This is a genomic window from Dorea sp. AGR2135, assembly GCF_000420885.1.
Lineage (GTDB): Bacteria > Bacillota > Clostridia > Lachnospirales > Lachnospiraceae > Dorea > Dorea formicigenerans.
On record NZ_ATVU01000015.1, the window covers coordinates 42,740 to 65,632 of the forward strand.

At 40.1% G+C, this 22,893-nt stretch carries 21 protein-coding genes, 1 pseudogene and 2 other annotated features; of the genes and pseudogenes, 1 reads left to right on the top strand and 21 read right to left on the bottom strand.

From position 1 onward, the window contains the following. Window positions 1-19: 19 nt before the first annotated feature. From G593_RS0110535 to G593_RS0110630, 19 genes and pseudogenes are all read right to left on the bottom strand, one after another. Window positions 20-1,381: a spore germination protein gene (locus G593_RS0110535; RefSeq protein ID WP_005339277.1), complete on the bottom strand. Its 1,362-nt coding sequence runs from the start codon at window positions 1,379-1,381 to the stop codon at window positions 20-22. Window positions 1,382-1,549: 168 nt separating this feature from the next. After that, the gene (locus G593_RS0110540) at window positions 1,550-2,068 is read right to left on the bottom strand and encodes a deoxyuridine 5'-triphosphate nucleotidohydrolase (protein ID WP_029731653.1); all 519 of its coding nucleotides are present in this window, start codon (window positions 2,066-2,068) and stop codon (window positions 1,550-1,552) included. A 46-nt stretch (window positions 2,069-2,114) separates the two neighbouring features. Next, entirely contained in the window at window positions 2,115-2,888 is a 774-nt protein-coding gene (locus G593_RS0110545) for an ABC transporter ATP-binding protein (protein WP_005339276.1), read from the bottom strand. Continuing rightward, on the bottom strand, window positions 2,881-3,759 hold the full coding sequence (locus tag G593_RS0110550; RefSeq protein ID WP_022279086.1) for an ABC transporter permease: 879 nt from the start codon (window positions 3,757-3,759) through the stop codon (window positions 2,881-2,883). Before G593_RS0110550 ends, G593_RS0110545 begins: the two co-directional genes overlap by 8 nt. 14 nt (window positions 3,760-3,773) lie before the next feature. After that, a complete protein-coding gene (locus tag G593_RS0110555; RefSeq protein WP_029731654.1) occupies window positions 3,774-4,796 on the bottom strand; it encodes an ABC transporter substrate-binding protein in 1,023 nt (340 codons plus the stop codon). Window positions 4,797-4,931: 135 nt separating this feature from the next. Further along, window positions 4,932-5,182 (bottom strand) — a binding site (T-box leader). A gap of 92 nt (window positions 5,183-5,274) precedes the next feature. Further along, window positions 5,275-7,356 (bottom strand): polyphosphate kinase 1, encoded by a 2,082-nt coding sequence (gene ppk1 / locus G593_RS0110565; RefSeq protein WP_029731656.1) that lies wholly within the window; start codon window positions 7,354-7,356, stop codon window positions 5,275-5,277. A gap of 5 nt (window positions 7,357-7,361) precedes the next feature. Next, window positions 7,362-9,062 carry a Na/Pi cotransporter family protein gene (locus G593_RS0110570; protein WP_005339271.1) on the bottom strand — a complete coding sequence of 567 codons (1,701 nt, stop codon included), beginning with the start codon at window positions 9,060-9,062 and terminating at the stop codon, window positions 7,362-7,364. A gap of 36 nt (window positions 9,063-9,098) precedes the next feature. Beyond that, the gene (locus tag G593_RS0110575) at window positions 9,099-9,971 is read right to left on the bottom strand and encodes a substrate-binding domain-containing protein (protein WP_005339269.1); all 873 of its coding nucleotides are present in this window, start codon (window positions 9,969-9,971) and stop codon (window positions 9,099-9,101) included. A 561-nt stretch (window positions 9,972-10,532) separates the two neighbouring features. After that, a pseudogene (locus tag G593_RS21485) lies at window positions 10,533-11,078 on the bottom strand (Uma2 family endonuclease). Window positions 11,079-11,327: 249 nt separating this feature from the next. Further along, window positions 11,328-11,633: a type II toxin-antitoxin system RelE/ParE family toxin gene (locus G593_RS0110585; RefSeq protein WP_029731658.1), complete on the bottom strand. Its 306-nt coding sequence runs from the start codon at window positions 11,631-11,633 to the stop codon at window positions 11,328-11,330. Continuing rightward, the gene (locus G593_RS0110590) at window positions 11,623-11,889 is read right to left on the bottom strand and encodes a type II toxin-antitoxin system prevent-host-death family antitoxin (RefSeq protein WP_022279080.1); all 267 of its coding nucleotides are present in this window, start codon (window positions 11,887-11,889) and stop codon (window positions 11,623-11,625) included. Before G593_RS0110590 ends, G593_RS0110585 begins: the two co-directional genes overlap by 11 nt. Window positions 11,890-11,976: 87 nt before the next feature. Beyond that, entirely contained in the window at window positions 11,977-12,126 is a 150-nt protein-coding gene (locus G593_RS20125) for a hypothetical protein (protein ID WP_155961794.1), read from the bottom strand. A gap of 31 nt (window positions 12,127-12,157) precedes the next feature. Then, the gene (metA, locus tag G593_RS0110600) at window positions 12,158-13,126 is read right to left on the bottom strand and encodes a homoserine O-acetyltransferase MetA (RefSeq protein ID WP_022279079.1); all 969 of its coding nucleotides are present in this window, start codon (window positions 13,124-13,126) and stop codon (window positions 12,158-12,160) included. Window positions 13,127-13,152: 26 nt separating this feature from the next. Further along, a complete protein-coding gene (locus G593_RS0110605) occupies window positions 13,153-14,499 on the bottom strand; it encodes an AI-2E family transporter (protein WP_242827080.1) in 1,347 nt (448 codons plus the stop codon). 278 nt (window positions 14,500-14,777) lie between these two features. After that, window positions 14,778-15,101: a DUF1540 domain-containing protein gene (locus G593_RS0110610; protein ID WP_005339256.1), complete on the bottom strand. Its 324-nt coding sequence runs from the start codon at window positions 15,099-15,101 to the stop codon at window positions 14,778-14,780. Window positions 15,102-15,169: 68 nt separating this feature from the next. Continuing rightward, the gene (thrS, locus tag G593_RS0110615) at window positions 15,170-17,101 is read right to left on the bottom strand and encodes a threonine--tRNA ligase (RefSeq protein ID WP_029731661.1); all 1,932 of its coding nucleotides are present in this window, start codon (window positions 17,099-17,101) and stop codon (window positions 15,170-15,172) included. A 1-nt stretch (window position 17,102) separates the two neighbouring features. Continuing rightward, window positions 17,103-17,582: an acyl-CoA thioesterase gene (locus G593_RS0110620; protein WP_005333087.1), complete on the bottom strand. Its 480-nt coding sequence runs from the start codon at window positions 17,580-17,582 to the stop codon at window positions 17,103-17,105. Between the two features lie 21 nt (window positions 17,583-17,603). Further along, window positions 17,604-18,035 carry an aldo/keto reductase gene (locus G593_RS0110625; RefSeq protein WP_029731662.1) on the bottom strand — a complete coding sequence of 144 codons (432 nt, stop codon included), beginning with the start codon at window positions 18,033-18,035 and terminating at the stop codon, window positions 17,604-17,606. Window positions 18,036-18,166: 131 nt separating this feature from the next. After that, window positions 18,167-18,383, bottom strand: a binding site (T-box leader). Between the two features lie 44 nt (window positions 18,384-18,427). After that, complete coding sequence (locus G593_RS0110630) at window positions 18,428-18,940, bottom strand: SEC-C metal-binding domain-containing protein (protein WP_005339251.1); 513 nt, start codon at window positions 18,938-18,940, stop codon at window positions 18,428-18,430. A 138-nt stretch (window positions 18,941-19,078) separates the two neighbouring features. Between G593_RS0110630 and G593_RS19495 the strand changes: the two genes are divergently transcribed. Further along, window positions 19,079-19,321, top strand: a complete 243-nt coding sequence (locus G593_RS19495) for a hypothetical protein (RefSeq protein ID WP_005339248.1) — start codon at window positions 19,079-19,081, stop codon at window positions 19,319-19,321. Window positions 19,322-19,908: 587 nt separating this feature from the next. Here the strand turns inward: G593_RS19495 and G593_RS0110640 are convergent. Together G593_RS0110640 and cls are read right to left on the bottom strand one after the other, a co-directional pair. Then, complete coding sequence (locus G593_RS0110640; protein WP_005339246.1) at window positions 19,909-21,201, bottom strand: adenylosuccinate synthase; 1,293 nt, start codon at window positions 21,199-21,201, stop codon at window positions 19,909-19,911. Between the two features lie 109 nt (window positions 21,202-21,310). Next, window positions 21,311-22,891, bottom strand: coding sequence for a cardiolipin synthase (cls, locus tag G593_RS0110645; RefSeq protein WP_005339245.1), 1,581 nt, complete (start codon window positions 22,889-22,891; stop codon window positions 21,311-21,313). Window positions 22,892-22,893 lie beyond the last annotated feature (2 nt).

Below are 22,893 nucleotides of genomic sequence, written 5' to 3' on the forward strand. Positions count from 1 at the left end.
CTCACACAATTCTAATGCTTTAATTCAATCTGATATTCAAATAACTCCGTCCGGACAGCGTTTTGTTAAAGCAGATGCTGCAGATCACAATCACCGTTCCTGCCAGAAATCCAATCCAGTTAAATACCGCAGTCAGTACCAGTAATTCCAGTCTCATAAATTTTAACGCATATCCAAGCTCAAAATTAGGCTGCGTATAGTTCGCAACTGCCACAAATGCCATGTACAGCATGACTTCTGCGTTAAACCATCCGGACTTCACGGAGAACTCTCCCATAACAAGACCGGCAATCACACTCAAAGGCGTACTAAGCATGCTCGGGGTGTTCAGCGCTGCAAGCCTCAGACCATCAATAGCCACTTCCAGCATCAAAAGCTGAAAAATAAGCGGAATGTTGACGGTATCTTTTACCGCCACAAATGCAAAAATTTTCGGCAGCCAGCTCAAATTCTGCATAAATAACAAAAACACTGGTGTCAGAAAGATGGTCAGAAATGTAATAAGCGCCCGGGATATTTTCAAATACATGCCCGTCAATGTCGGAAAATAATAATCATTTGCTTCTTCAATAATATCCAGAATTGACGTTGGCAGAATCATTGCAGACGGTGAATTGTCCACCAGGATCACGACTTTCCCTTCCAGCAGACAGGCAGCCGCGGTATCCGGCCGCTCTGTAAATTTAAATTTCGGAAATGGATTGTACCATTTCCGTTTAAACAGGCACTCTGCCAGACTTTGCTGATTCATGCGAAGATCATCCACTTTGATATCCCGGATTCGGTAATTTAAATTCTTTAAAAGTTCCTGATCTACCCGGTCTTCCATATAACAAAGTGCCACATCCGTTCTGGAACTTTCTCCAACCTCCAGCATTTTCATAACAAGATGCCGGTCACGGATACGCCGCCGCATGAGGGCGGTATTAAATACGATTGTCTCCACAAACCCGTCCCTGGAACCACGAAGAGATTTATCCTTGTCCGGTTCATCCACACTTCTCGCCGGATATGTTCTGCAGTCGATGGCAAGGCAAGCCTGATATCCGTCAATGAACAAACACGTGACTCCTGACAAAAGATTCCGGAAAATCTGATCAAAATCCCCGATCACGTCCACTTCCACATAGGGAATGCAGGTCGTTGCGAACGCCGCTGCGTCCTTTGGCATATCTTCCTCTTTGATATTAAAAAAAGAGTCCATGATTTTTAACATAGACTCATCTTTCGTAAAACCATCTATAAAGTAAAATGTAGCGTCTTTTCCTCCAATCTGTATATCCCTTTGAACGATATCAAAACTGTCTTCTACTGGCAGCATCTGATTCATATAGTCTACATTTTTATCTCTTTTTGAAAAAACTTTTGTCTTGTCAGCCATACATTTACCCTCATCTTCTAAAATTCTACTTACATTTTCTTTTCGTTGTTTCATCTGTTAATCGGTATATCTTGAAAAGTAATAATAAGTCAAAATCTATGATAATAGTATGTCTGAAACTTGCAGTATCATACTTGATGCCCTGACATTTTTCAGTAATCCTTCTAATTATCTCTGGGATGTACTTCCGAACCCGCCATTTCTCACAGTTGTTACATCATCATCCATTGTAATTCCGTATTCCACAAAGATTCCCTGCATAAACCCACTTCCTGCTTCCAGTTCTACAGTCTTTCCTTCATTGGAATCATTCGTAAGTTTTGCAAAAATGTGTCCTTCATTGTCTGAGTAAAAATAATCGCTATCGATAATTCCTACCGTATTATTAAGCTGCAGACGGTACTTAAATCCAAGTCCGCTTCTCGGGTAGCATTTTAACACCCAGTTTTCCTGCATCTCCACACGGATTCCAGTCGGAATCTTTACTGTTTTCCCTGGTGCGAGCACAATCGGGATCGGTGTATAGAAATCATATCCGGCAGATCCGGCCGTTGCACGTTTCGGAAGCTTGATTGACTGATAGATTTCCTTTAATTCCCCTTCTTTCATTTCTCCGAAGGTGTCCTGAAATCCTTCTGCGAACTGTTCAAAACTTACTTTGTGAAACTGTGCGATTCTCTTTGCCATCATATGTTCTCCTTTTTTCCCTTACATTTTTTTGAAATCTCCCGTATTAATTGCCACATTCAATACTGATTTCATTAAATAAGGTAAGAATATCATCGATTGCCATATCTTCTTTCTCTTTGCCTTTTTTGTCCAGTATCATGTGACCATTATGCATCATTACGAGGCGATTCCCATATTCTACTGCATAGCGCAGATTGTGTGTGACCATAATCGTTGTCAATTGTTTTTCTTTTACAATCTTATCAGTGAGCTGCATGATCAGCTCTGCCGTCTTTGGATCCAGTGCTGCTGTATGTTCATCAAGGATCAGAAATTCAATCGGTGTCATAGTGGACATTAAAAGTGCCATTGCCTGTCTCTGACCTCCGGATAAAGAACCGACTTTCACGTCCATCTTATCTTCCAGTCCGAGACCAAGCTGGGCAAGCTGCTCTCTGTAATATTCTATCCGAGCTTTATTCGTCCCACGTCCAAGACCATATAATTTTCCTTTATTGTCTGCCAGTGCCATATTTTCCAGAATTGTCATACTCGGACACGTGCCCATGGACGGGTTCTGATAAACACGGCCGATTCTTTTATTTCTCTTATATTCTTTTTCTTTTGTAATATCTGTATCCCCGATCAGAATCTGTCCAGACTCAACCGGGATACTTCCACAGATAATATTCAACATGGAAGTCTTTCCGGAACCATTGCTTCCGACTACGGAAAGGAATTCTCCTTTTTCAATATTCAGATTAAAATCCTGAAAAAGACACATCTCATTGACGGATCCTACATTATAATACTTTGAAATTCCTTTTAATTCAAGCATTTCCTTTCACCTTCTTCTTTCCACCCATGCTGATTACAAGAACAACCAGAAATAATATTGCTGTAATAAGCTTCATTGCCTGTGGCTCAAAGTTACGAATTGCCACTGCCACGCATGCTTTGTAAATAATCGAGCCAACCAGAACTGCCGTTGTTGTCTTCACAAATGAAATCTTTTTAAAGATACTCGTTCCAATGATGACGCTCGCAAGTCCAATGACCATTGCTCCTGTTCCCATAGAAATCTCAAACACTCGCTCCTCCTGAGCAAATACACAGCCTGCCAGAGAGACAAGTCCATTTGAAATAGCAAGTCCGAGAATCTTTACATTTCCCTGGTCTTTTGCAAGAGAAGTTACAAGCACATGATTGTCTCCTACTGCTCTTAACAGATAGCCTGATTTTGTCTGCATGTAAAGATCCAGAAGGATTTTACAGATTATCGTCAGAACCAGAATCAGAATCAGAGTCATATATGGTTTTATTCCTGACGGAAGTCCATTTATAAAATCATTTTTAAAAATACTCTGCTGTGAAAACAGCGGTACATTTGCCGTTCCTGCAATATACAGATTCATGGTCCACAGGGCTGTCATCATAATAATACCTGACAGAAGATCACGTACTTTGCATTTTACATGGATAAGCCCTGTACAGATACCTGCCAGCACACCGGCTGCAAATGCCACCGGAAGCGTCAGATATGGATTCACTCCTCTTGTAATGAGGGCTGCTGTTACAGCCGCCCCCAGTGGAAAGCTTCCGTCTACTGTCAAATCTGGAAAATCCAGTATTTTATATGTAATGTAAAGTCCAAGTGATAAAATTCCATAGATAAGACCTTGTTCTAATATGGTTACGATAAGATTCATGAAAATGCCTCCGTTTACTTGCTCTGTGTGATCTCGTCAAATGCTTCTACTGCATTGTCTGAAAGATCTGTTGGAACTGTAATTCCAAGGTTCTCTGCCACTTTATTGTTCACATAGAATCCTGGAGTTGTAATTGTCTCAAAATTAAGTTCTGATGCTTTTTTCTCACCCTTTAATACCTGGGCTGCCATTTTACCAGTCTGTTTTCCAAGAGAAATGTAATCGATTCCCTCTGCTGCAAGGCATCCGATCTTTACCTGCTCAATCTCACTTCCGAATACCGGGATTTTCTTGTCATTCGCTTTTTCAAGTATCGTTGGAAGAGAAGCAACAACTGTATTATCTGTCAGGTTTGTAATGCAGTCTACTTTACTTAAAAGATCATCCGCTGCGAGAGAAACATCTGCAGTTGTTGCAATTCCTTTTGTCACAAGTTCAAAATCATATTTACCTACAAGGCCTTCATATTCTTTGATTGCTGATACAGAATTTGCCTCACTTGTTGTATACATGATTCCGATCGTCTTTGCCTGCGGAAGCATCTCACGGATCATCTTAAGCTGCTCTTCTACCGGAAGTTTATCAGATGTTCCTGTCACCTCCCCTGCCGGGGTTCCATCTTCTGATGCAAGCTCTGCTGCAACCGGATCTGTAACTGCTGTATAAATGACCGGAATTCCAGCATCCATTGCTGCGTTGTATGCGCTTTGTGCACTTGGTGTTGCAATTGCACAGATCAGATCTACTTTATCAGATACAAAACTATCGGAAATCTGTCCTGCTGTTCCCATATCTGCTGCTGCATTCTTCGTCTCAACTTTTAGGTTATCTCCTTCTTTGATTCCTTCTTCTTCCAGTCCCTGTAAAAATCCCTCCCGGCAATTATCTAAGGAATCATGCTCTGCAAACTGTTCAATTCCAATCGTATAACTTTCTTTTGCATCACTGCTCTTGTCACTTCCGGATCCTGCACATCCTGTCAGTAATGCTGCCATCATTGCTCCTGTTAATAATCCTGTTACTAATTTTTTCTTCATAATTTTGTCTCCTTTTCTTTGTTTAAATTTTTCCTGTCTGCAGTCTGCATATCGCCAGCCGACTGACCACTTGTTAGGAGAGAAAATGTTCTGAGGGATTTATCTGGATATAAAGAAAACCGCCTCAAACAAACTGTTTGAGGCGGTAATATTATCTATTATCGCGGTACCACTCAACTTGACATAATGTCCACTTTTCTCATGTACTAACATACACTCCTGATTGATAACGGGTTCGGTTCCCGACAAACCATAATCTTCTGTATTCAGAATTTCCGGCTGCCCTCGAAAGTCCATTCAATCATCCACTTAGTACGGCAATCACACCACCTGCCGCTCTCTGAAACTTCGTCAAATCATTTACTCCTCTTTCTCAACGGTTTCTATAAATATTTGTTTTTATTTATGTTCTATACTTTAACGTGTTAAACTTGTTTTGTCAAGTTCTTTTTTTGCAATTTTTCAGTATTTTTCGTATCTATTGCAAAATAATCTTATTTTTCTCCTGACTTTCTAATGCCTCATATGCACTTTCATAGAAGAACTCCTGTGAATTAAGCGGTGCCTCTTCTCCCGGTTGTAATCTCGTATATTTTCCGCTGCTGTTCAGTTCTCTTGCCTGTACATTGTCACTGAGCATCGTGATAAACATCTCGTTCAGACGCAGCTTCAGATCCGGATTCTCCACCGGTGCCGCCACTTCGACTCTATGTACCGTATTTCTTGTCATCCAGTCTGCAGATGCTATATAAATTTTCTGTTTTTCTTCTTTTCCAAATATGTAAATTCTGGAATGTTCCAGAAAACGTCCTACAATACTGATGACCCGGATGTTTTCTGTATACCCTTCCACTCCCGGGATAAGGCAGCAGATTCCACGTACAATAAGTTCTATCTCCACGCCTGCCTGAGATGCCTCAATCAATTTATCCATCAGCTTTTTATCAGTCAGAGAATTCATTTTCACACCGATATAAGCTTCTTCGCCTCTCTTTGCATGGCGGATCTCTTCCTCGATCATATCAAGTAATCGGTTCTGAAGACAATTTGGCGCTACCAGAAGTTTTTTGCTGACCTGAACCGTTTCTCCCATAAATAATGCCTGGAAGATTGCTGCTGCCTCCTCACCAATCTCCTGATCATACGTCATAAGAGACAGATCTGTGTACAGTCTTGCTGTCTTCTCATTATAATTTCCAGTACCAATTTGTGTATAATACTCGATTTTTCCATTCGTCTTTTTTGTAATCAGACACAATTTTGAATGAACCTTATATCCGTCCAGACCATATATGACTGTACAACCAGCCTCTTCCAGTCTTCTTGACCATTCAATATTATTTTCCTCATCAAATCTTGCTTTTAACTCTACAAGAACCAATACTTCTTTTCCATTTTCCGCCGCATCGATCAAAGCTTCCACGACCTTGCTCTGCTTTGCGACACGATACAGTGTCATCTTGATTGATACAACTTCATCGTCATTTGCAGCCTCAGAAAGCATATCTAGAAACGGACGTATACTCTCATATGGATAAGACAATAATTTATCTTTCTCCTTAATCTGCTCCAGAATCGATCTTTTGCTGTCAATCTGTGTAGACTTCTGAGGCACTCGTTTCTCATAGAACAATTCCGGATGATTGCGCAGGCTGTCCTGGATCTGAAATACAAAAGACAGATCAAGTGGTGAACTTCCACGGAATACATATTTGCCATCCAGATCCAGATACTCGCAGATCTTATCCACGATATCTCCATCCAGTTCTCTGGAAAACTCCACTCTTACCGGAAGCAGACGCTTTCTTTTCTTGATGATTCCTTCCATAAAATCGCGGTAATCCAGATCTTCATCATACAACGCATCTGCATCTATATCCGCGTTTCTCGTTACGCGGATCAGAGATTTTGCCTTCACAAAATAACCTTTGAATACTTTCGAAATAAAGTGGAGGATCAGCTCTTCTGCCAGCATGTACGTTTCTTCTTCCGCCGGCACCTGCACAAGTCTCGGGAATACACCGGAATTACACGGAATAATTCCAAGTTTTTCTTTTCCGTTTTTCTTCTCCAGTACGACAACTGCATAGATACCTTTATTTTTCAAAAATGGAAACGGCTGTCTTTTTCCGACAACAATTGGAGAAATGAGCGGGGCAATCTCTGCATCGAAATACTGTTCCAGATATTTTCCTTCTTTTTTGCCAATTTTACGGAAATCCACAAGGCGAATCCCTGCCTGTGCAACTTCATCCATCAGATTTTCATAGACTGTATCTTTTCTTCGGTTCAGCTTTGCGACCCGTGCCAGGATTGCCTGAATCTGTTCTTTTGCTGTCATTCCAGTCTTATTGTCTTTTACATTTTTCGAAACAATCATCTGATCGATCAAAGATCCTACACGCACCATGAAAAATTCATCTAGATTACTCTGGTAAATTGATGCAAATGTCAGTCGTTCACAGAGCGGATTTTTCTCACTTTCTGCTTCTTCCAACACTCTTTCATTGAATTTCAGCCAGGATAATTCCCGATTCATAAATATCGTTTCATTTGTCATTTTACTTAATTTTCCTCCTTTACAAATGCTGTAAATTCATTTAAATCAGACTGCGCAAGTACAGCATCTGCAATATTTACACAACAGTTTCCCATTCTTCCGATATTCTGAAGAACATGGTTAAACGGTACCGTCAGCTTACTGGAACATTTTCCCTTTCCTACACGCTCGACATGGGATTTTCCCATATGTATGGTGAGATCCAGAACCTTTTCTTTTTTCTTCACAATTTTTTTTGCATTCTCTGTACTGCCCGTCATAAGTACCTGAATTGCCTCCCGGTACATACCCTGAATCTGCTCCAGACTATTCGTCAGATCACGCATGGCTTCTTTGGAGTATTTGTACTTCTGTTCTTTCTTCTCACGGACAGCTTCTGCAATCTCCATACTCAGACCATTGACGCGGTCTACATCTCCAAGCATATACATAAGCCCTGCTGTCTGGGTAGTCTGCTTCTCTGTCAGGGAACCGGAAGAAAACATATTTGTCAGATACTCATTAATCTGCTCTGTTAATTTTCCTACGTCATGTCCCTGTTCCATCACTTCTTCCAGTTGTTCCCTGGTTTCCCCTTTCACAAGATTGATCAATTTCTGGAGTGTTTCACCTGCCATCTCACTGCATCTTGTAATCTCTTTTCTCGCAAGGCTCAGTGCAACTGTCGGTTGTCCGATCAGTTTATCATCAAGAAACTGCGGACGTGAAGGCTCTCTCTTTTCACTTGTCTTTGCGTCCGGAATGATTTTCATAACAATCTTCACCATCAGCCAGATCAGCGGAATCCAGATCAATGTCATCACAATATTAAAGCTTGTATGTGCATTTGCAATCTGTCGGGAAATCACCTGAACCTCCGGTCCCTTAGGTGAGATCATCTGGATCACATATGCGAATGGTTTGATAAGCCAGATAAAGATCAGTGCACCGGACAGGTTAAAAACACAGTGTGCAACCGCAGTTCTCTTGGCATCTCTTGGCTGTCCGACACTGGCAAGAAGTGCCGTAATCGTTGTTCCGATATTGTCTCCTAAAAGAATCGGGATTGCACCGGTCAGTCCCAGAATACTGGTTACACCATCCGGACCTGCCTGAGATGCAAAATTCTGCAGTACTGCGATGGTCGCACTACTACTCTGTACAACCAGCGTCATCGTCGTTCCAACTACAACACCAAGCACCGGCATATCTGCAACTTTTGCAATTAAGTCTACGAAAAACGGACTGGATGCCAGTGGCTTCATAACACTTCCCATAGTCTCAATTCCAAGGAACAATAAACCAAATGCAAAAATAGTCTGTCCGATACTCTTTGCTCTTTCTGATTTTACAATAAATGAAATAATAAATCCAATAAATATAATGATGTAAATATAATCACTCAACTTAAATGCGATAATCTGAGCTGTCATTGTCGTACCGATATTTGCACCTATTATAATCGAAATCGCCTGTGGCAGATTCATAAGTCCTGCACTGACAAAACCAATTGCCATAACTGTCGTTGCACTACTGCTCTGAAGCACTGCTGTTGTAAGCGCACCTGCCAAAACACCAAGGATCGGATTCTTTGTAAGTAATGCAAGAATCGTCTTCATTTTCTCTCCTGCTGCCTTCTGCAGACATTCGCTCATCATATTCATACCATACAAAAATATTGCAAGACCACCTAGCAGGCCAAATACAATCTGTAACTTTTCATTCATCTTCGAATTCTCCTCTTTCTCTTTTTCATACGCTACTTACTGTAAGTCTTCCCAGTTCTTAACGCCACCGGTATATATACTTTTCAGCATATATAATGTGATATCAGATAGTGGATTTTTCTGGTTTACAATCACTGCAATTTTGTCTTTTGCCACCGTATTATAGTTCAAAAGTTCTTTTTCATAATCTTTTAAATCTCTTGATGACATTGCCATGTCACAATTTCCTAACATAACACTGTTCAGACCCTTTGTAGAATCCGTTGCCGTAACTTGAATAGTTGCATGTGTATTAATCTTCATATATGCATCTGCGATTTCCTTCATCAGTGCAGCCATTGATGTTGAACCTTCGATTCGTATTGTTCCTTCTGACTGGTTCGATAAAAATGTCGCATTCTTCGCAATTGTTTCATAATGCCCACTTACAATTTCCTGTCCTGCACTTTGAACATATGTCATAAAATCCTGTTCCACATCATTAAGTGTTCCACTGTAGGCAAGATAGAACGAACGAGTCAGCGGATATTTCCCCTTATTATCAGAAAACGCTTCTCCATTGATTTCCAAAGTCTTTACACCCTCGATCCCGGTAGTTCCCGCTGACACATAACCGATCGCAGATGGATTTTTATTCACAGTTTCAATGACGGAGTCCATACTGTCAGCAATGGTAGCTGTATTCACTGTTTTGTCTATACCATCAGCTCCGTCTTTATTAAATCCTGTAAGCGAAGCAAATGTATCTCTTGTCCCTGAGCCTTCTTCCCTGGAAATCACCTGAATTTGCCCGAGTTTATTAAGTTCTTCATTATTATTTTTATCTACCTGAGAGTTTTTCTGTCCGCAGCCAATTAAAGCAGTCACCAGACAGACTGTAAATAAAAATGACCATTTTTTTCTTGTCATTACATGTTCCTCCTCATTATCAAAATCAGTGTAACGTATCTTCGTAAAATCTATGTTAAGTCAAATGTTAAATGTATGTAAAAAGTAATTTTAAAAAGAAAAAAGCCTCAGTAGTTTTTTTCTTAACTACTGAGGCTTCCGTCTCTTTCTTGTATTCAGTTGTCTATGCCGTTCTTTCATCAGCATAATCATTCTATCAGGATAAAGTTCATAATTAATAGCTTCCATCTGCCAGCATATCCAGGCACTCTTTAAATGAGTGTTTACTATTATTGATTATTCCATTTTTTATATTCATCAAGTCTTTGAATGTACCCGGAAATTTGTTCTATGCAACGCCGCAATTAATGATCCCAACTGTTCTTGCTTCATATATTGTATTTCATCAATAAAAAAACAAATCGGTGTTTCTGTTTTTAAAGCCGTCTCACCTATCGTAGTAAAGACATCTGTCAAACTTTGCGTCAAGTTATTTGATACGTACAATTCTCGGTCTTGAACAGATAGAGAGAATCATTCCATTCAAGAATGCCTCGGCGAACTTGGTCCACTAGTTAACACCTAAGCAAACCTTGATAATTCTATTTCCAGTTCTCCATTATATATAGCAACCGGTATCTTCTGTGTAAAATCATATTCAAACATCTTATCATTTTCAAAATCAAATACCGTGACCTTCTGTAACGGCTTATCAATCACCCAATATTCACGCACTCCGGCAGTCCGATATTTAAATTGTTTTACAACATAGTCCATTCTCTCACTACTCGGGGATACAATTTCAATAATCCAGTCCGGTGCACCATGACAGCCTTTTTCATCAATCTTTGATAGATTGCAAATCACTGATAAATCCGGCTCAACATAATTTCTATCGTCATCATTCAAAAAAAACGGCAAATGGAGCCATTCCCACTTGACATGAGCCTTTATGATTCAATATAAAATCACGTATACTGTAATGTAAATCTCCAAGCATGAATGGATGTGTTGAAGTTGGCGGTGCCATATCATAAATTTTCCCATCTAAAAGTTCTGCACGTTCTACTCTGGCAAAGCATAAATATCATCAACCGTGCAACCATAATTTTCTTTTGGTAATGGCATATTTAAGACCTCTCTTTCTATGTATCTTTCATAACATACAGGGGTTACCTGATAAACGTAGTAATTTAACCAGTTACTTACTGTTATTATATTCTAAAACCGTGCAGTTATCGGCTTTTCCAGACTTTTTGTCTCCAAGTAATATTATAATACCACCAATTTGTCTCCACGGAAACTTATTTTATATCTTTTTCTTTCATATTTTATGCATAAAGAAAGCCTTCCAGTATGCCCACTGGAAGACCTTCCTTATTTGAATAACTTCGTATATTCAGTTCTCGTATCCGCAATGTGATAAATATATACTGTGTTCTTGATTACTCTGTAAATTGACACATGTTTACCGCTTATCACCATTCTATAGCCTTGTTCGTTCAGCCAGTCATCAGGTGTCCTTGATCCAGAATCCGGAAAGTCCCCTAACCTTTCGATTCCGTCTAAAATATGGTCACTGACTTTTATTGCTGTCTCCACATCAAAATTGATTAAATGCCAATCTTCAATCTTCTTTAAATCTTCCCATGCTGCTGGGGGAATCTCTACTTTATACTTCATTTGCCCGTTCTCTCAATCGTCTTCTTGCTTCTGCAACACTCATGGTCGGTTGTCCTTCGATACGCTCCTGCTCTGCCTTCAGAACTTTCTCTCTTAATTCCAGCATCTGCTCTCTTTTCTCAAATGCTTCTATATTCATAACAACCAAATCACCGTCACCATTCTTTGTAATATAAATCGGCTCATTCGTCTCTTTCGCAAGATTGGATATTCCAGCATAATCATTTCTCAACGCTGTTGATGCTTTTATAATCATCATATCACCTCCATTTATTATGATATAATTTTACTATAATTATGATAGGTTGTAAAGGCTGTATCTGAAACAGAATCCATATCATAATTACACAACCAACGAATCACCAGGAAATGTAATAATGCTGTTCTTCTTTTCTTGCTTGTATCTTGAATCAATAATCTCTTCTCCTGACTCTGAGAGTTTTTCCAATTCATTATCCAGCTTATCAATTTCATTCGAAAGATGCTTTGGCAACTGATAGTATTGCTCGAATATTCAGTCCGTATTATCCGTCTTCTTCCGCAGAATCCTTCTGAAACTGCGTAAATGCTTCTAAATCCGGGGTTCCGTCCAAGTCATACGGAGTTACCTGATAAACGTAGTAATTCAGCCAGTTTGTGTAAAGATTGTTCGCCTGTGCACGCCATGTCAGAAGCGGACGATTGTCCGGATTATCATCTGGATAATAATTCTTCGGTATATCAATCGGAAGTCCTTTTGAAAGATCTCTCTTATACTCCTGATCCAGTGTCATGCGATCATACTCTGGATGCCCCATCACAAAAATCTGACGTCCATCCTTTGCCATAGACAGAAATGCTCCTGCTTCATCAGATTCTGCCAAGATTGTAATTCTGTCATCTGCACGCAGTTTCTCAACCGGCACATCTGTATGTCTGGAATGCGGCGCATAGAACACATCATCAAATCCACGTACAAGCGGAATTCTACGGTTCAGGACGCGGTGTCTGAACACTCCAAATAATTTATGGTCTAACTGTTCTTTCTGAATTCCATAATGATAATACAATCCTGCCTGAGCTCCCCAGCACAGATGGATGGTAGACATAACATGTGTCTTGGTCCACTCCATAATCTCTTCTAACTCTTTCCAGTAATCCACTTCTTCGAATGGTATTTGTTCTACCGGTGCTCCGGTAATGATAAATCCATCAAATTTCTGATCTTTTATATCTGAAAATTTCTCGTAAAATTTATTCAGATGGCTGGACGATGTATTCTTAGATTCATGACTGGATACAGCCACAAATGTTACATCAATCTGAAGCGGTGTATTGGACAAGGATCGTAAAATCTGCAGTTCTGTATCCTCCTTAAGCGGCATCAAATTCAGAAGTCCAATTTTTATCAGACGGATATCCTGATGTGTTGCACGATGTTCATCCATCACAAATATATTTTCTTTTTCCAGTATCTCTTTTACCGGAAGGTCATTTTGTACACGAATTGGCATAATTTATGCTCCCTTCTGCTTTTCTTTTATTTTTCCTCTGCTTTACTCTTAATCTCTTCTGAATGGATATACTCTCCCGAAGAATCCACATAACTCCATTCGTCATATGAATCTGACCGGACAGGCAGTTTCTTTTTCTTTAACTTATTATCCAAAATCATATCTACAATATAATAGATGACTGCAAATGTCGGGACTCCCATAACCATACCGACAAAGCCAAACAATCCGCCACCGAGCAAAATAGATGTTACGACCCAGAATGCTGACAGTCCGGTAGAGTTTCCAAGAATCTTCGGTCCCAGAATATTCCCGTCAAACTGTTGTAAAACCAAAATAAATATCAGGAAATAAACTCCTTTCATTGGATCTTCCAATGCGATCAATATCGCACTTGGAATCGCTCCGATATATGGCCCAAAAAACGGAATTACATTTGTCACTCCTACAATCACACTTACCAACATTGTATATGGCATATTCAGAATTGTCAGGCCAATAAAGCACAACAGACCGATAATTGCGGAATCCAGAATCTTGCCGATCACAAATCCTCCGAAGATCTCATTACTTTTTGTTGTAATATGAAGAACCATATTGGCACGATCTGCACGGAACAATGCATAAACCGCTTTCTTACACTGTCGTGCAAATATTTCTTTACTATAAAGTATGTAAACAGATACAATTACACCAATCAGCATGTTAAAAACTTCACTGATAGCATTGAAGATTCCGACTGTCAGGTTCGACATCAGACTGTTCACCTGCGTCATCAGATCAGTACGCAGCCAATTTGTCAACATTGTCGTTCCTTCTTCCAGCGCATTTTTCAAAATAGCAACTGTTGTACTGTCTTCCAGTTGGATAGAATTAATCTTATCCCGTGCATCATTGACCTGTTTTGGCAATGTCAGTACCATATTACGGATACTGCTGTAGAGTTCCGGTATCAGCATATTTAATAATACCGTAATCAACACAATTAATATGATTAACGATACGAAGATACCGACACTTCTGGATACCTTTTCAGCCTTCTCCGGCTTTTTCATGCGTTCCTGAAGCTTGGGAATCAAAAATGCATCTACCCTTTTTACAATCGGATTTAAGAGATATGCAATAGCACACCCGTACAATACCGGTTTTAATACATCTATAATTTTAAAAATCACATCCGAAATATGTCCTAATCTTAAAAGCGCAAAATAAAACAGAATACAGGCTGCAACAATTACAAATACTGTCATTCCCCGGTTAATCTGCTGCCGTATTCTGGAGGGTCTGCGTCCTCCAATCTGCGGCGCTTCCTCGTAATAGGCTTTTTCACGTTGTTTTTTTTCTTCTCGAGCTTTAATTTCTATATTACCCATATTCTTCTCTTCTTTCCTAAGCATGTATAATTATTATACCCTCAGAAATATACCCCGTCAACTGCGAAACTTTGAAGAAATTCTAAAGAAAATATAGAACAAAGAATGTGCCTTGGCACATTCTCGCGCCGAGCGCGGTCGCTTGCGACATAATTCTTATTCGCGCGAGTGCGCATCCTGCCGGAGGCTTTTTGTATAATAGGAAATGCAATTTCCTATTATACAAAAAAAAGAGAGGCCTTGCCTCTCTTTTTCTAATCACATATATTCATTTTTAGCTAATGACAGCCACAACTAAATGTTGCGCATTCTGTCTCCTGACATCGACTGGCATTTCCGCCTTCCACACTGATTTTTCCGGCATGACAGTGACACTGTTCATTGTACATACATTCTGTAGCCTTACAGTCAATCTCACTCTTTGGAGATGCCTCTTTCATAGTATTACTGTAACTGTTTCCATCTTTTCTCTCTTCAAAGCTGTCACAGCATGTATCCTGTGCATGTTTTGCAGAGCTTCCACCTACTTTGATACTATCAAGATCACAATAATAATTCTGGTTATGCAGACATGTCTGTACTGTACATTTTAATTCTGGCATAATGCTACCTCCTTTATTTTATAACATAGCTTATTATGCCCTCATGCCGCAAAAATATTCTTATTATTTTATTTTTCGTCTTCTTTTACAACTTCTCGTTTTACTCTGTCAGCAATCTCTGTCTGAATATCTGCAATAAATGTTTCCAGATTCTTCTGTCCTTCATCTCCTGCAAAACGGCTTCTTACTGATACGAGATCTGCCTCCTGCTCTTTTTCACCTACAACAAGCATGTATGGTATCTTCTGCATCTGAGCCTCACGAATCTTGTATCCGATCTTCTCTGCTCTGGAGTCGACCTCAGCACGAACACCTGCTGCATTTAACTCATCAAGAACTTTATTGGCGTAATCCATATATTTATCAGAGATTGGAAGTACTTTTACCTGTACCGGAGCTAACCATGTCGGGAATGCTCCTGCGAAATGTTCAATCAGGATTCCAATGAATCGCTCAATAGAACCGAATGCTACACGGTGGATCATGATCGGACGATGTTTCTCTCCGTCAGCTCCTGTGTACTCAAGTTCAAATCTCTGTGGGAGCTGCATATCTAACTGAATTGTTCCACACTGCCATGTTCTGCCAATAGAGTCTGTCAGATGGAAGTCAATCTTCGGTCCGTAAAATGCTCCGTCGCCTTCATTGACTACATAATCAAGTCCAAGGTCATTTAACGCCCCACGAAGTCCTTCTGTAGCAAGCTCCCAGTCTTCGTCCGTTCCCATACTGTTTTCCGGACGTGTAGAAAGTTCTACATGATATTTAAATCCGAACAGGCTGTATACCGCATCGATCAATGCTACAACGCCTTTGATCTCGTCACGAATCTGCTCTGGCATCATAAAGATATGTGCATCATCCTGTGTGAAGCAACGTACACGCATCAGTCCATGTAACTGACCGGATTTTTCATGACGATGTACTAAACCAAGCTCACCGACACGAAGTGGAAGGTCTTTGTATGAACGTGGCTCTGCTTTATACACAAGCATTCCACCTGGACAGTTCATTGGTTTTATAGCATAGTCTTCTCCGTCGATCTGTGTTGTGTACATGTTCTCTTTATAGTGATCCCAGTGTCCGGATGTCTCCCAAAGATGTCTGCTTAAGATAATTGGGGTAGATACTTCTACATAACCCGCTTTTTTGTGAAGTTCTCTCCAGTAATCAAGCAGTGTATTCTTAAGAACCATTCCCTTCGGAAGGAAGAATGGGAATCCCGGTCCTTCTTCACACATCATAAAGAGTCCAAGCTCTTTACCGAGTTTTCTGTGATCACGTTTTTTAGCTTCTTCCAACATTGTAAGATACTCATCAAGCTGTGCTTTCTTAGGATAAGAAATACCATAAATTCTTGTAAGCATCTTGTTCTTTTCATTTCCTCTCCAGTAAGCACCTGCAAGACTTGTAAGCTTGATTGCTTTTACCGGCTTTGTTGTCATCAGATGTGGGCCTGCACATAAATCAACGAACTCACCCTGCTGATAGAAACTGATTTCTGCATCTTCCGGAAGATCCTCGATCAATTCTACTTTGTAAGGCTCATCCTTCTCTTTGAAGTAAGCGATAGCCTCATCTCTTGGCTTCGTAAATCTTGTGATTTCAAGATCTTCTTTAACAATCTTCTTCATCTCTTTCTCGATTTTTTCAAGATCTTCTGCCACAAATGGCGTCTCACGATCCAAATCATAATAAAATCCATTTTCGATGGAAGGTCCAATCGCAAGTTTTGTCTCCGGATAGAGTCTCTTGATTGCCTGAGCCATGATATGAGATGTTGTATGGAAAAATGCTCCTTTTCCTTCCTCATTATCAAATGTCAGGATTTCTACTTCACTGTCAGAATCTACAACTGTACGCAGATCTACCAGTTCTCCATTGACTCTTCCTGATGTTGCAACTCTTGCAAGTCCTTCGCTTAAATCTTTTGCAATGTCGATAACTGACATGCTGTGTTCATACTCTTTTACAGAGCCGTCTTTTAATGTGATCTTCATGCTATTTATCCTCTCTCTTCTTTATTAATGCTTTTTTGTTTTCTTTATGTATCTTTACCCCAGCCTCAAATGCTTCATTGAGTTCCGGGAAAGACTTTCGAAGTACCAGTGGCCTTCCTGTCTTATCTATGAAACAATGCTTGCTTGTTCCACGACAATGAACCATTCCTGTTCTATCGTCCTTAACTTCATATCCAACGGTTAGTTTTATTCCGTTATATTCCTTAATATATGCGTCAATACTGACCGTATCTCCGTAATAGACCATTCTCAGATAATCCGCTTCCACCGAAAGAATCGGACTGATTATCCCCTGTTTCTCCAGATCTGCAAATCCGACGCCCATATAATCCAAAAGGTCGCATCTTGCTTCCTCAAACCAGCGGATATAATTGGAATGATGTACGATTCCCATCTGATCTGTTTCGTAATTCTGTACTTTGTGGATATATTTATTCCATGTTTTTGTCTGTTCACTCATCTTATGCTTCTTAAATATTCCTTATTTTACTCTTGGAAAATCCGGATGCTCTCCTGACCAGCCTGCTGGCTGCATAGAATCGATCCGATACATATCCTCCTTTTCAATCTCAAAATCAAACACTTGATAATTCTGTACCATCCGTTCCTTTGTCGATGCTTTCGGAAGTGGTATGACCTGTCGTTGTATCTCATAGCGAAGACAGATCTGCGCTGCTGATTTGTTATATTTTTCTGCAAGTCCTCCTAATAGTGGATGTTCCAGAACTCGTTTTCTTCCAAGCGCTTCTTCTGTATCATAGAAAGATGCTGTATCAAAATACCTGTATCCTGCTTCAATCGCAGTTTTTATAATGCCTTCATTATTTCCTTCTGCTGCCTTGTAGGTGCCATATCCCATGCACGGAATCTTCACACCATTTTCCAGTTCATAACAATCTTTCATTGAATTCATCTTATCACCTGCCTGAATTTTCTAAGTAATACAAGAACAACGAATGTGTCTTGGTGCATCCTGCCGGAGGCTTTTGTATAATAGAAGATGTAATTTTCATTATACAAAAAGTCCCTCACAGCAAATATGCTGTAAGGGACGAGTTCTCTTCTCGCGGTTCCACCCTGCTTAATCTGATCATAAATAAAATCAGATTCACTTCATTCTTGACGATAACGGAGTCACCGGACCGCTTTACAGCCACTCAGAGGTAGTCTTCAGAAGGTTCTGTGGATAAGAAGCTCTCAGCCTGCGGCTTCTCTCTCTGGTATCACGTTCCCAACTTACTCGTCTCTTCATCGTGTTTTCATATGTCTCATTATAGCATCGAAGATGTGGTTGTCAAGAAGTTCTTACAGATTCTTACCGCAGCACTTCTTGTATTTCTTACCGGAGCCACACGGACATGGATCATTTCTTCCAATCTTCTTCTCCTTGCGGATTGTTGTGGATTCTTTCTGCTCTTTGTAAAGCTTCTTCAGCTCTTCCTCAGAATAAATCTCTTTCCACTGTGGAAGTTCATATAACCAGTCAGCTTTTGCTGCAACCATGTTCTTATAAAGCTTCTCTTTATCAAATGCAAGGCTTACAACTGTATTCTCATCCATTGTCTCAATCGGATTTGGTTCTTTTAAGCTCTCATCGATTCCATCTAAGAAACCTACCATAGTCAGAACTTCCTGTCCATACTTCTCAGCAAGTTCTTTTACTGTTCCTTTTACTTCCTCGTCCGGATTCGAAAGAAGCTGTTCATAAATCTCTTTCTCAATCTGGAAATATGTTCCCCAGAATCTCTGCAGAGTTGCTCTGTCAGCGCTCTCGTCATATGCAATATCTTTCCACTGCTCTAATAATGTACGACTCATCTTAATATACTCCTTTGTATCTTTTCATCCTATCCGTCTTATTATATAACATTTTTTCATATTTTCAAAGACCTGTTTGCTTTTTTACTGCCGATTTTATATAATGATGCTAGTTGATCAAATTGAAAGGACTTTCTTATGAAAAAAGTAAAACGTATTCTTGCTCTTGCCGGTGCCATGCTTTTATTCGCACTCTACGCCAGCACACTTATATTTGCATTTATCGACTCGGATGTATCCCTGACTTTCCTCAGGGCTTCCATTGCATGCACGATTATTCTCCCGGTACTGATTTATGCCTATATTCTTGTGTACCGTGTTACTAGAAGAGACACTGACATAAACTCAGAGGACCAGGGCGACCAGAATAGTCCGAAGTAAATCCATATTTTCGTTTCTCTTTTTTCTCTTTTCTTTTGTTCAAATACTCCAGCGGCGATATTGGCTGCTGGTAATCTTTCGTTTCCCTGTTATTGTTCTCCATTGCAATACCTCCTACAACACCTGTTAATCAGTCTGTTTATCCCGACTTTACTATTATATGGTGCTATGTCTGCTTTTATGACTGCTTTTGTTCCATATATTTTTGTCTCTGCAACGTTTATGAACTCCCCGCCAGATGATTTTTCATCTGACATCTGTAATATTAACAGGAAAATGTGTACGACCTGTGGAAGGAATCTGAAGAAAACCTTATGAATTTATAAAATAAATGCAATTTCCGATTAGAACAAAGAATGTGCCTCGGCACATTCTTGCGCCTGCGGCGGTCGCTTGCGACACCTACCTTGTACGCCGCAGTGCGCATCCCTAGCGGAGCGTTTTTTATATGTTAGGAAAGAACTTTCCTAACATATAAAAAAGAGATTACCTCCCATTCGAAGTAATCTCTTATTATTTCGTCTTACAGTATAAGATCCATGACTATAACTCTCAGTTTTCAGTCTGCAATCTCTGATTTTCAATCATTATTTACTGAGTGGTGACTCACGGTAAATGATGTCCTCACGTCCTGGTCCGTTAGATACCATTGTAATCGGGTATCCAATCTCCTGCTCAACAAACTCGATGTATTTTCTGCAGTTTTCCGGAAGCTCTTCATACTTCTTGATACCACGGATATCACAGTTCCATCCTGGAAGCTTTTTAAGAACTGGTTTTGCTTTCTCAAGATAATGTGTCGGTGGGAAGTCTGTTGTAATCTCTCCATTAATCTCATATCCTACACATACCGGAATCTCTTCCAGGTATCCAAGCACATCAAGAACTGTAAATGCTACATCTGTTGTTCCCTGCATTCTGCATCCATACTTGGAAGCAACACAGTCGAACCAGCCCATTCTTCTCGGGCGTCCGGTTGTAGCGCCGAACTCTCCGCCATCTCCACCGCGGCGTCTCAGTTCATCAGCCTCATCTCCAAAAATCTCACTTACGAAAGCTCCTGCTCCAACAGCACTGGAGTATGCTTTACATACAGTTACAATCTTCTGAATCTCGTATGGTGGGATTCCAGCTCCGATCGCACCATATCCGGCTAATGTAGAAGATGATGTAACCATCGGATAGATTCCGTGATCTGGGTCTTTCAATGAACCAAGCTGTCCCTCTAACAAGATATTCTTTCCTTCTTTGATTGCATTGTGAAGGAACAATGATGTATCACATACATACGGTGCGATCATCTCTTTGTACTCCTGCAGCTCTTTATATAAATCGTCTGGATTGATCAGCGGTTTGTGATACAGATGCTCAAGAAGAACATTCTTCTGCTCTGCCACACGTACAACTTTCTCTTTTAACAAGTCATCGTCAAATAACTCACTGACCTGGAATCCAATCTTAGCATATTTATCTGAGTAGAACGGAGCAATTCCGGACTTTGTAGATCCGAATGACTTTCCTCCAAGTCTTTCTTCCTCATATGCGTCAAAATTCTTGTGGTAAGACATTACCATCTGTGCTCTGTCAGATACAAGGATCTTCGGCATCGGGACATCTCTTTCCACGATAGAATTAATCTCTTTCATCAATACAGGAATATCAAGTGCTACACCATTACCGATAATACTTGTTGTATGTCCATAGAACACACCGGATGGTAATGTGTGAAGCGCAAATTTTCCATAATTATTAATAATGGTATGCCCTGCGTTGGCACCTCCCTGAAAACGTACGATGATATCCGCTTCCTGAGCGAGCATATCAGTAATCTTACCTTTACCCTCGTCTCCCCAGTTTGCACCTACTACTGCTTTAACCATATCTATTCCTCCTGTGTTATTAACATAATAAATCACCTTATGCATTATACTATATTTTTCTCCACTTGTACAATGTATTTTCACAAAAACCGACAGAAATCCGCTGTTTTTACATAAGTGGAGCAATCAGGCGCAATACCTGACCGGATATTTTGGTTGCAAGTGTCTGTTTTTTCACTTCCATAAGCGTCACTTTATGGCTTTTTGCAAGTGTCTGTTGAAAGTCCCGTTCCACTTTGTCAACTTCAGAATTATTATAAATAAATACTCCACATTCAAAATGCAGATACAAACTCCGATAATCCAGATTAATACTTCCTACCGTCGCAGTATCATCGTCCGATACGAATACCTTTGCATGCACAAATCCTGGTGTATATTCATAAATCTGTACTCCGCTCTCGATCAGTTCCTTGTAATAAGTTTTTGCAACTGCAAAAGCATACCATTTATCCGGGATATGCGGCATTATAATAATTACTTCGATTCCGCATTTTGCCACACGAGTCAATGTTGTGATCATCTCATTGTCCAATATCAGATACGGCGTCATAATATGCACATATTTCTTTGCATGATTTAAAATATGGAAGTATACTTCCTCGCCCACGTTCTCATCGTCATATGGACTATCTGCATACGGAATAACATATCCAAGTTCCCGTCTGAGCCCCTTAACCTTCGGTGTCAGATACTTGCGGTAATCTTCCGGTTTTCTAGCCTCAATATTCCACATCTGAAGGAACATCATAGTAAAGCTTTGGACAGCATCGCCTTTTAACATAACCGCGGTATCTTTCCAATGTCCAAAACGGACTTTTCGATTAATGTATTCATCACCGAGATTCACACCTCCCGTATATGCTACTTTGCCGTCAATAACACAGATTTTTCTATGATCCCGATTATTCTGTGAAGTAGATAAGAACGGTTTGATCTTGTTAGACATCTTACACTGGATTCCATAACTTCTGATGAGTTCCGGATAATCGTAAGGGAGCATCGAAATGGCACACATGCCATCATACATAAACCGGACTTCTACACCTTCTGCCGCTTTTTCCTTTAATATATCCAGGATCGTCTCCCACATATATCCCTCTTCTACGATAAAATACTCCATAAAAATAAACTTTTTTGCCTTTTTCAATTCCTGGACCATGGAAGCAAATTTATCTTCTCCCAACGGGAAATACTTAACTGCAGTATTACGGTATGTCGGAAATCCTACCTGATGTGACAGAAAATAGGACAAATGTGCATTGGCTGATTTGCTCGCCCAAATTGCCTCTACGATTTCCTGATCCTGCTGCATATACGGGTCTGTCTCTATCCTAAGTTCCGCGAGTCTTGCTTTCAAAAATCTGGTTCCTATCTGAAACTGGACAAACAGATAGAATAAACTTCCCACTACAGGAAACACAAGAACACAAAGTGTCCACGTCATTTTAAACGCTGGATTCCCCTTGGAATTGATGATATGGATCAGTACCAGAAGACTCACTGCGCGGAATGCTCCATATATGTAAGTTGTATAAGCATTCAGATAATATGGAATCATAATAAAGATTCCAAGCTGAATCAGAATCAGGAGCAGCATGATACCAGTTCGGCTGAAAACAATTCGAAAAAGGCCCTTTTTTGCTACTTTTGCTACTTTTGACTTTTTAAAATTCTGTTCACTACTCATGT